Annotated in this window: 12 protein-coding genes; 9 read left to right on the forward strand and 3 right to left on the reverse strand. The window is 66.9% G+C overall.

The features are described from left to right. The first annotated feature begins 90 nt into the window (after window positions 1-90). Entirely contained in the window at window positions 91-723 is a 633-nt protein-coding gene (locus tag BLQ28_RS12530; RefSeq protein WP_093239595.1) for a 2'-5' RNA ligase family protein, read from the forward strand. A 1-nt stretch (window position 724) separates the two neighbouring features. Then, entirely contained in the window at window positions 725-1258 is a 534-nt protein-coding gene (locus tag BLQ28_RS12535; protein WP_218121927.1) for an endonuclease V, read from the forward strand. On the opposite strand, the gene BLQ28_RS12540 is transcribed toward BLQ28_RS12535, so the two are convergent. Beyond that, on the reverse strand, window positions 1255-2169 hold the full coding sequence (locus BLQ28_RS12540) for a LysR family transcriptional regulator (protein ID WP_093239597.1): 915 nt from the start codon (window positions 2167-2169) through the stop codon (window positions 1255-1257). The genes BLQ28_RS12535 and BLQ28_RS12540 overlap by 4 nt on opposite strands. 128 nt (window positions 2170-2297) lie before the next feature. Between BLQ28_RS12540 and BLQ28_RS12545 the strand changes: the two genes are divergently transcribed. The 7 genes from BLQ28_RS12545 (at window position 2298) to BLQ28_RS12575 (ending at window position 7337) form a co-directional block, all read left to right on the forward strand. Beyond that, the gene (locus BLQ28_RS12545; protein WP_093239598.1) at window positions 2298-3287 is read left to right on the forward strand and encodes a 2Fe-2S iron-sulfur cluster-binding protein; all 990 of its coding nucleotides are present in this window, start codon (window positions 2298-2300) and stop codon (window positions 3285-3287) included. 44 nt (window positions 3288-3331) lie between these two features. After that, window positions 3332-4591, forward strand: a complete 1260-nt coding sequence (locus BLQ28_RS12550; RefSeq protein WP_093239600.1) for an aromatic ring-hydroxylating dioxygenase subunit alpha — start codon at window positions 3332-3334, stop codon at window positions 4589-4591. Next, the gene (locus tag BLQ28_RS12555) at window positions 4588-5067 is read left to right on the forward strand and encodes an aromatic-ring-hydroxylating dioxygenase subunit beta (RefSeq protein ID WP_093239601.1); all 480 of its coding nucleotides are present in this window, start codon (window positions 4588-4590) and stop codon (window positions 5065-5067) included. Before BLQ28_RS12550 ends, BLQ28_RS12555 begins: the two co-directional genes overlap by 4 nt. A 3-nt stretch (window positions 5068-5070) precedes the next feature. Continuing rightward, window positions 5071-5439 (forward strand): chorismate mutase, encoded by a 369-nt coding sequence (locus tag BLQ28_RS12560; RefSeq protein WP_093239603.1) that lies wholly within the window; start codon window positions 5071-5073, stop codon window positions 5437-5439. Then, a complete protein-coding gene (locus BLQ28_RS12565; RefSeq protein WP_256327278.1) occupies window positions 5436-6410 on the forward strand; it encodes a Bug family tripartite tricarboxylate transporter substrate binding protein in 975 nt (324 codons plus the stop codon). Before BLQ28_RS12560 ends, BLQ28_RS12565 begins: the two co-directional genes overlap by 4 nt. Window positions 6411-6426: 16 nt before the next feature. Then, a complete protein-coding gene (locus tag BLQ28_RS12570) occupies window positions 6427-6747 on the forward strand; it encodes a non-heme iron oxygenase ferredoxin subunit (protein ID WP_093239606.1) in 321 nt (106 codons plus the stop codon). Window positions 6748-6851: 104 nt separating this feature from the next. After that, window positions 6852-7337: a RidA family protein gene (locus BLQ28_RS12575; protein WP_093239607.1), complete on the forward strand. Its 486-nt coding sequence runs from the start codon at window positions 6852-6854 to the stop codon at window positions 7335-7337. 12 nt (window positions 7338-7349) lie between these two features. Here BLQ28_RS12575 and BLQ28_RS12580 read toward each other — a convergent pair whose 3' ends face one another. Further along, a complete protein-coding gene (locus tag BLQ28_RS12580; RefSeq protein WP_093239609.1) occupies window positions 7350-7889 on the reverse strand; it encodes a DinB family protein in 540 nt (179 codons plus the stop codon). A 78-nt stretch (window positions 7890-7967) separates the two neighbouring features. Then, a complete protein-coding gene (locus BLQ28_RS12585; protein WP_093239610.1) occupies window positions 7968-9053 on the reverse strand; it encodes a DUF72 domain-containing protein in 1086 nt (361 codons plus the stop codon). Window positions 9054-9086: the final 33 nt, after the last annotated feature.

The following is a 9086-nucleotide window of genomic DNA, read 5'->3' on the forward strand; positions in this document are numbered from 1 at the left end:
CTCGACAATTCTCAAATTCCAAGCTGAAGGCGAGCTTGACGCTTGCTGAAGGTCTCATGAATGTTGCCGGCCATGCGCGATGATCGAGGGATGTCCGAACAGCTTCTTCTTCCCGGTATCGATCCCCCGCCGCGGCCTCTGCCGCGCAGCCGAAAAAACAACAAGCCGCAGCGCAAGGAAGCGCTGCCGCACGCACTCTTCTTCGCCATCCTCCCGAGTCCGCAAGACGCCGCATCCATCGCGGCGCTGGGCGCATTGATGGATTCGCGCCATGTGCTCAAAGCCACGCTGGTCGATGCGCCGCGCCTGCACGTCACGCTGCACGACCTGGGTGAGTACGCGGCGGTGCCGCAAGACAAGGTGGCGCTCGCGCGAGCCGCCGCCGCGACGCTCGAGGCACCGGCCTTCGACGTCGAGTTCGACCGGGCGATGAGCTATGCGAAGGGCGCACTCGTCCTGTGCGGCAACGAAGGGACGGGCGCACTTGCGCAGTACAGGCAGCGGCTCGGCGAAGCACTGGCGGACGCGGGCTTCAAGCCGACCCGCGCCTTCACGCCGCACATCACGCTGGCCTATGCGCGCCGCAAGCTCGAGCAGCACGCGACCGACCAGCCGGTCCGGTGGCGCGCCGGTTCCCTGGCGTTGATCGACAGCCATGTGGGCCAGGGCATCCACGAGATCCTGGCGCAATGGCCGGCCGCGCCGAACCCCGTGGAGGCCTGACGTGAGCGAGCCACTGCTGGTCTGCCTCGACGTGGACTACCGCGCCGACACGGCAGTGGCCGCCGGCGTCTGGTTTCGCGGATGGGCCGCGGCGCAGGAAGAAACGCAGGCCATCGCCGGCTTCAGCGAGGTCGCCGCGTACGAACCCGGCGAGTTCTATCGCCGCGAACTGCCGTGCCTGCTCGGCGTGCTGCGCGAAGGGCCGGCGGCCGACATCGTCATCGTCGATGGCTACGCAACGCTGGGCCAGGGCCATCCGGGGCTGGGCGCGCATTTGCACGAGGCGCTGGGGCGCAAGGTGCCCGTCGTCGGGGTCGCCAAGACCGCCTATCGCAGTGCGAGCGATGCCATCGAGGTGCGGCGTGGCGAGAGCGGATCGCCGTTGTTCGTGACCGCCGTCGGGATCGACGTGGCGCTCGCCGCGCAGGAGGTGCGCCGCATGCACGGCCCGTACCGCGTGCCGACGCTGCTGCGCGCGGTCGACCAGCTCGCACGCCAATCGGCGATGCCGGAGCTTCCCCGTTCCGAGGGCTAACCGCCGTCCGCGAAGTTGTCGAACAGCAACCCGCGCAGCCACTGGTTGCCCGGGTCTCGATGCACCTTCGCGTGCCAGAACAGGTTGATCGCGATCTGCGGCAGCGCCACGGGGTGAGGGCGCCACACCAGCCCGAAGGGCTCGGCGATGCTCTGCGCCAGCCGCTCGGGCACCGTCGCGATCATTTCGCTCGAATGCAGGATGTGGCCGATGGCCACGAAGTGCGGCACGCGCAGCCGGATGCGGCGGTGGATGCCTTGCGCGGCCATCACGTCATCGGCCTTGCCGTGGCCCGTGCCTGCCGCCTGCACCTGCACGTGGTCGGCCGCGCTGAAGTCCTTGAGCGACACGCTGCGCTTGCGCGCCAGCGGATGCTCGCCCGAAAACAGGCACACGTAACGTTGCAGGAACAGCCGCCGCTGGAACACGCCTGCCTTGAGCTGCGGCAGGAGGCCGATGGCGATGTCGACGTGGCCGGCCTCCAACTCGTCGCGCAGGTTGGTCGAGGTGTTGTTGCGCAGCGTGCTGATCGTCACGCCAGGCGCCGCGAGCGACAGCGCTTCCATGAGCCTGGGCGTGAAGTAGATCTCGCCGATGTCGGTCATGGCGAGCGTGAAGCTGCGCGTGCTGGTGGCCGGGTCGAACACCACCTGCTGGTTGAGCGCCGTGTGCAGCGCGCCCATGGCATAGGCCACCGGCTCGGCCAGTTGCAACGCAAAGGGCGTGGGCTCCATCCCGCGCGCGGTACGCAGGAACAACTCGTCGCCCAGCAGCTTGCGCAGGCGCGCCAGCGCATTGCTGATGGCGGGCTGCGAAAGCCCGAGCGATTCGGCCACCGCCGACACGCGCTTCTCGGCCAGCATGCGGTCGAACACCAGCAGCAGGTTGAGGTCGATGTCCTTGAGCTGCATGGCAAACCTTTATTCATGCCAGTGATGGAGAGGATTCACCGGATTCTATTGGTCAATCTGCATCGACCGCGCATCATCAACTCCCAGAGACAAGCCGGCCACGACGCCGGCGCAAAGAGAGCCCGACGATGGACCTGCACATTCACCCCCTTGCCCGCACCCTCGAGGTCCGCCCCGGCGCGAACCTGCTCGAAGTGCTGCGCGAGCACCATGTGCCGGTGTCGTACAGCTGCATGTCGGGGCGCTGCGGCACCTGCCGCTGCAAGGTGGTGTCGGGCCAGGTGCTCGATGCGGGGCAGGACGCGATCCGGCCGGACGGGCAGGGCGAGCGCTACGTGCTGGCCTGCCAGAGCACGCTGACCGAAAGCTGCGCCATCGAGATTCCCGAGCCCGATGAGGTTGTGGTGCACCCGGCGCGCATCCTGAAGGCGACGGTCACCGGCATCGACGTGCTCACGCACGACATCCGCCGCCTGCGGCTCAAGCCGAACAAGCCGCTGGAGTTTTCTCCGGGCCAGTACGCGCAGCTGCAGTTCGCGCCCGACCTGGCGCGGCCGTATTCGATGGCCGGCCTGAGCCGCGATGCGGAGCTTGAATTCCATGTGCGCAGGGTGCCGGGCGGCCGCGTCACGGCGCACATCTTCGAGCAACTGCGCGTGGGCGATTCGGTGCGGGTGAGCGGCCCGCTCGGCACCGCGTACCTGCGCACCAAGCATCGCGGCCCCATGCTCTGCGCCGCGGGCGGCACCGGGCTGGCGCCGATTCTTTCCATCGTGCGCGGTGCCATCGCGGCGGGGCTCACGCAGCCGATTCACCTGTACCTGGGCGTGCGCTCCGATGCCGACGTCTACGGGTTGCAGGAACTGCGCGCGCTGCAGTCGCAGCACCCTGGCCTCGACGTGCACGTGGTGGTCGTCACCGGCCCCGCGCGCGACAACCAGCGGCCGGGCCTCATCACCGATGCGATCCGCGCCGACTGGCCGGGCAAGCTCGACGGCTGGCGTGCCTACCTCTGCGGCTCGCCGCCGATGGTCGAGGCCGTGACCCAGTTGGTGCGCGCCCGGGGCCTTGCACCCGAGCAGACCCATGCCGATGCCTTCTACCTGCAAGGCACCTGAAGAACAGACAGAAGAGACTGACCGACAAGAAAAGGAGACCCGCGATGACCACGCAAGCCGTGTTCCCCATCGAGCTGCGATGGGAGAGCGACAAGACCAGCCGCATCCCCTTCATGGCCTACACCGATGAGGCGCTGCACAAGAAGGAGCTGCAGCGCTTCTTCTACGAGAAGCACTGGTGCTATGTCGGCCTGGAAGCAGAGATACCGAATCCGGGCGACTTCAAGCGCACCACCATCGGCGAACGCTCGGTCATTCTGTCGCGCGACGAAGCGGGCGAGATCCATGTCTTCGAGAACGTCTGCGCGCATCGCGGCATGCAGTTCTGCCGCGAGCGCCACGGCAACAAGAAAGAGTTCGTCTGCCCGTACCACCAGTGGAACTACACGCTCAAGGGCGACCTGCAGGGCGTGCCGTTCCGCCGTGGCGTCAAGCAGGACGGCAAGGTGCACGGCGGCATGCCGGCCGACTTCAAGACCGAAGACCACGGCCTGAACAAGCTCAAGGTCGCGTCGCGCGGCGGCGTGGTGTTCGCGTCGTTCGACCACGGGATCGAATCGTTCGAAGACTTTCTCGGCCCCGACATCCTTCATTATTTCGACCGCCTGTTCGACGGCCGCAAGCTGACCATCCTCGGCTACAGCCGCCAGCGCATTCCGGGCAACTGGAAGCTGATGCAGGAGAACATCAAGGACCCGTACCACCCGGGCCTGCTGCATACGTGGTTCGTGACCTTCGGCCTCTGGCGCGCCGACAACAAGTCGGAGCTGAAGATGGATGCGCGCGGCCGCCACGCCGCCATGATCTCCACGCGTGGCAGCGCGGGCAAGGCCGCGCAGGTGACGCAGGTGTCGAGCTTCAAGGAAAGCATGCAACTGAAAGACCCACGCTTTCTCGACATCGTGCCCGAGCCCTGGTGGGGCGGGCCGACCGCCGTGATGATGACGCTGTTCCCCAGCCTGATCCTGCAGCAGCAGGTCAACAGCGTGTCGACGCGGCACATCCAGCCGGTGGGCCACGACGCCTTCGATTTCGTCTGGACGCACTTCGGCTTCGAGGACGACACCGAAGAGATGACGCAGCGCCGCCTGCGCCAGGCCAACCTGTTCGGGCCGGCCGGCTTCGTGTCGGCCGACGACGGCGAGGTGATCGAGTTCTCGCAGGAAGGCTTCGAGCAGAAGCCCTATCACCGCACGCTCGCCGAACTGGGCGGGCGCGAGGTCGAGAACACCGACCACATGGTGACCGAGACGCTGATCCGCGGCATGTACCGCTACTGGCGCGAAGTGATGGAGGCGGCATGAAGCTCGACGCCAGCGCCTATCTCGAACTGACCAGCCTGTATGCGGCCTATGCCCACGCGGTGGATTCCGGCAAGTGGGACTTGTGGCCCGCGTTCTTCATCGAGCAATGCAGCTACCGGCTGCAGCCGCGCGAGAACCACGAGCGCAACCTGCCGCTGGCCACGCTGTCCTTCGAGAGCCGGGGCATGCTCGAAGACCGCGTCTACGGCATCCAGGAGACGCTGTTCCACGACCCGTACTACCAGCGCCATGTGGTCGGCCTGCCGGTGGTGCATTCGGTGGAGGCCGACGGCGCGATCCACAGCGAGGCCAACTACGCGGTGTTCCGCACCAAGCTCGACGGACCTTCCACCGTGTTCAATGTCGGCCGCTACATCGACAAGGTCGTGCCGACGCCTGAGGGCCTGAAGTTCGCTTCGCGCCTGTGCGTCTTCGACAGCGAAATGATCCCGAACTCCATCATCTATCCCATCTGAGCCATGCAAGAAAAAGAACCAGAGACCCACGGTGCGCCATTGCGGCGCTTTGTCGACTCCACCTACAAGCCGCTGTGCAGCAACCTCGCCGAGGTGCGCGAGAACATCGATGCGCTCGACCGCAAGATCGTCGCGCTGCTGGCCGAACGCGGCCGCTATGTGAAAGACGCCGCGCGCTTCAAGCGCGATGCCTTCCAGGTGTCGGCGCCGCAGCGCCAGCAGGAAGTGATCGACAAGGTGCGGGCGCTGGCCGAGAAGGAGGGCGCTTACCCGGAAGTGGTCGAAGCGGCGTATCGCGCACTCATCGCGGGCTTCATCGCACGCGAGCAGCAGGACCACCTGGGCATGGTCGACGTGGAGGCCAAGCCATGAGCGCGGTTCGCATGCTGCCTCTTGCCGTTGCCGCGCTGCTTGCGGTGGCTGGTGGTGCCCACGCGCAGGAATGGCCGCAGCGCCCCGTGCGCATCGTCGTGCCATTCGCAGCCGGCTCGTCGCCCGACATCCTCGCGCGCATCGTCAACGACAAGCTGTCGGCCCGCATCGGCCAGCCGCTGATCGTGGACAACAAGCCCGGTGCCGGCGGCAACACCGGCACCGACCAGGTCTCGAAGGCCTCGCCCGATGGCTACACCTTTCTGTTGTCGGTGAACGCGCCGCTGGTCTACAACACCATCCTCTACAAGAACCTGCCCTACGACCCCTTCAAGGACCTGGTGCCGGTGTCGCTCGCCGCGACCACGCCCAATGTCTGCGTGGTGTCGAATTCGATGAACGTCGATTCGGTCAAGGGCTGGCTGGCGGCGATGAAGCAGAACCCCGGCAAGTACAACTTCGCATCGACCGGCAACGGATCGATCTCGCACCTGGGCGTGGAGCTGATCAAGCTCAAGACCCAGTCGTTCGCGGTGCACATTCCGTATGCGTCGTCGGGACAGGCGGTCACGGCCATCATCCAGGGTGACGTGCAGTACGCCTGCCTGCCGCCCGTCACGGTGATGCCGCAGGCCAAGGCCGGGCGGCTGAAGGCGCTGGCCGTCACCTCGGCCGAGCGCTCGGCGCTGCTGCCCGATCTGCCCACGCTGCGCGAATCGGGCCTGCCCGACATCCAGGCCGTGCCGTGGTTTGCCTACATGGCGCCCAAGGGCACGTCGCCCGAGATCGTGCAGCGCGTGAGCCGCGAGATCGCGGCGGTGCTGAAAGACCCGGAAACCCAGAAGCGTCTGCACACCGCGTATTTCGACGGCGTGGGCAGCACGCCCGAGGCACTGGGCAAGTTCATGGGCGAGGAGTTGCGGCGCTGGAAGCCGGTGATCGAACGCGCGGGCATCAAGGCCGACAACTGAGCGAAGGACAAAGAACATGAGCACGATGACCTGGGTCGACGCCGCGGCGGTCGACGACGTTCCCGCCGACGACGTGGTCGGCATCGAGGTGCAGGGCAGGGACATCGCCCTGTACGGCACCGAAGACGGCATCCACGCGACCGACAACATCTGCACGCATGGCCATGCCCGGTTGTGCGACGGCTTCCTGGAGGGCCACGAGATCGAATGCCCGCTGCACCAGGGGCGCTTCGATGTGCGCAACGGCAAGGCGATGTGCGCGCCGCTGACCGAAGACCTGCGCAGCTACCCGGTGAAGATCGAAGGCGGCCGCGTCTTCCTGGCGTTCGAGGCCTGAAAGGCGAAGGCCGCGCGATCTGTTCCGCATCGGGCCGGCACGATCTGTATCTGTTTTCCGGCGGGGCCGGTGGCGACAATGACGCTCCCTTTCATGGAAGCCATATGACGACAGTGCAAAGCCGCGACCAGATCGCCGACCTCATCGCCTCGGAACTGGGCCACAGTTTCGAGGGCGACATCATTGCGGGCGGGCACTACGTGCCCCTCGTGCGCGATGGCCGCACGGTCTACCTGAGCGGACAGGTGCCGCGCGTGGGTACCACGGTGGTCGTCACCGGCCGCGTCGGCGACCAGGTGTCGCTGGCCAAGGCGCAAGAGGGCGCGCAGATCTGCGCACTGCGCAGCCTGGCGCTGCTGCGTCGTGCGCTGGGTTCGCTCGATGCGGTCGAGAAGGTGCTGCGCGTCGGCGTGTTCGTGCAGTGCACGGCGGACTTCACGCAGCAGAGCGAGGTGGCCGATGCGGCGTCCGATCTGCTGCACCGCGTGTTCGGCGATGCCGGCGTGCACGTGCGCACGGCGGTCGGTGTCTATGCGCTGCCGAAGAACGCGACGGTCGAGGTCGAGATGACGGTGGCCGCGAAGGCCTGAGGCACCGGGCGCCTAGGCGGCCTGCGCTGTCGGTGCCGTCTCCGTTCCTTGCAGGCGGCGCGAAGGCTCCGCCTGATGCAGGTACACCGCGAAGGTGTCCCACGGCAGCGGAAGAGACTGCTGCCTCATGAGTCGTCCGACCTCGCCCCGGTGGTAGCCACCATGGGTGGCGACATGGGCCAGCATTTCTTCGCGTGACATGAAGCCCTTGTCGCCATCGGTGAAGACGAAGGGCACGCGCTCGGCCAGCAGCTCGGGCGTCATCGTTTCCAGGTAGTCGAGGTACCAGCGGTCCAGGGCCGTCACCGCCTTGCGCAGGTCTTTCAGCGTTGGCGTGTGTTCGGTGTTGTCGGCGGAAAAGTCGTGCTTCCTGCCGACGAGGTGGGCCGCGAATATCTGGTTCACCACGAGGCAGTGGTTGACGAGTCGGATGGCCGCGTGCCGCGCATCTGCATGCACTGCGGGGTCGAAGGCTTCCATTCGATCCAGCAGCTCATCGTGGGCCCATGCCTGGTAGTTGAAGAGGGTGCGAAGCAATGCCGGCGCGCTCATGACAGGGGTGTCCTTTGGGTCGTGGGAAGGTCATGCTACGTGAATAGGATTCCCTGTCTACCCCCTGCCAGAGCCCGACTAACGCGGTGGCAGGCTCACGATGTCGCGCGCCAGCTGCGCAATGGTCAGCGGCGCGCAGCCTTCGGCGTTGTTGCTCACGGTGACGAAGGCGTTCTGCCCCGCACGGGTGGTGCCGGCGATCACCTTGGCCAGTGCCGCACGCGTTTCCGGATCGGGGTCGATCACCTTGTCGAACGGGCCGTAGAGCTTTTCCGCGTCTTCATACCCGAAGCGGCCGTGGCGGCGGTGCAGGTTCCAGCGGCACACCAGTGGGCCGGGCCAGAGCGCGCGCAGCATCGGCAACTGGTCTTCGATGGGCGGCATCTTGGCGTGCAGGCCCATGCAGAAGGTGGCGCGCACGCTGCGCAGCATGTCGGCGAAGGCGGGGCACAGCAGTTGCGGATCGCGTACCTCGACGGCAATCACCGCATCGGGCGCCACCGATGTCAGGTCGGGCAGCGATTCGAGCATGGCCGCGATGCGCCCGAGCAGCGCGGGCTGGTCGGCCAGCAGGTGCCCGGGGATCGGGCTCAGCTGGAACACCAGCACGCCGATGCGATGGCCCAGCCCTTCGAGCGCGGGCAGCACGAACTCCTGCCGCGCGATCTCGCTGCTCAGGAACACGGGGTTGGCCTGCATGCCGCGACCGCTTTCGTCGCGCACGGTGGCATCGGACACCAGGCTCGGTGCCTTGACCACGAAGCGGAAGTCGTCGGGCACCATGGCCGCGTAGCGCGCGTACTGGCTCGCGGTAAGGGCGCGGTAGAAGTTGCGGTCCAGGCTGACGGTGCGAAACAGCGGGTGCTTCGCCAGCGCCGACAGGCCGTTCTTCGACAGCACGGTCTCGGCGTATTCGCCGTCCCACACGAGGTTCGCCCAGCCGGGGTAGCTCCACGACGAGGTGCCGAGCCGCAACCGGGGCGGCAGCGCGGCGGCCAGCTCGACCAACGCCGGATCGGTCGGCGCGGGCTCGACGGTGGCGGCGCGCGATTTCTTCCTTGCGGGCGGTTCGCCTCCGGCTTCCGGGCCGGCCGGCGGCGATACCGCGGGCGCCTCTTGCGGGCGCGGAAGATCGGGGAAAAGGGAGTCCTGCACTTCACTCATGTCTGGGGCCGCATTCTCGGCCAACATCGAACC

Source organism: Variovorax sp. EL159, from assembly GCF_900100965.1.
In the GTDB taxonomy this organism is placed as follows: domain Bacteria; phylum Pseudomonadota; class Gammaproteobacteria; order Burkholderiales; family Burkholderiaceae_C; genus Variovorax.

What these genes read in the sequence shown, in the direction of transcription:
- BLQ28_RS12545 (WP_093239598.1), top strand. Translation starts at nt 2,298, where the DNA reads ATGGACCTGCACATTCACCCCCTTGCCCGCACCCTCGAGGTCCGCCCC.
- BLQ28_RS12530 (WP_093239595.1), top strand. Translation starts at nt 91, where the DNA reads ATGTCCGAACAGCTTCTTCTTCCCGGTATCGATCCCCCGCCGCGGCCT.
- BLQ28_RS12575 (WP_093239607.1), top strand. Translation starts at nt 6,852, where the DNA reads ATGACGACAGTGCAAAGCCGCGACCAGATCGCCGACCTCATCGCCTCG.
- BLQ28_RS12580 (WP_093239609.1), bottom strand. Translation starts at nt 7,889, where the DNA reads ATGAGCGCGCCGGCATTGCTTCGCACCCTCTTCAACTACCAGGCATGG.
- BLQ28_RS12585 (WP_093239610.1), bottom strand. Translation starts at nt 9,053, where the DNA reads ATGAGTGAAGTGCAGGACTCCCTTTTCCCCGATCTTCCGCGCCCGCAA.
- BLQ28_RS12555 (WP_093239601.1), top strand. Translation starts at nt 4,588, where the DNA reads ATGAAGCTCGACGCCAGCGCCTATCTCGAACTGACCAGCCTGTATGCG.
- BLQ28_RS12540 (WP_093239597.1), bottom strand. Translation starts at nt 2,169, where the DNA reads ATGCAGCTCAAGGACATCGACCTCAACCTGCTGCTGGTGTTCGACCGC.
- BLQ28_RS12560 (WP_093239603.1), top strand. Translation starts at nt 5,071, where the DNA reads ATGCAAGAAAAAGAACCAGAGACCCACGGTGCGCCATTGCGGCGCTTT.
- BLQ28_RS12565 (WP_256327278.1), top strand. Translation starts at nt 5,436, where the DNA reads ATGAGCGCGGTTCGCATGCTGCCTCTTGCCGTTGCCGCGCTGCTTGCG.
- BLQ28_RS12570 (WP_093239606.1), top strand. Translation starts at nt 6,427, where the DNA reads ATGAGCACGATGACCTGGGTCGACGCCGCGGCGGTCGACGACGTTCCC.
- BLQ28_RS12550 (WP_093239600.1), top strand. Translation starts at nt 3,332, where the DNA reads ATGACCACGCAAGCCGTGTTCCCCATCGAGCTGCGATGGGAGAGCGAC.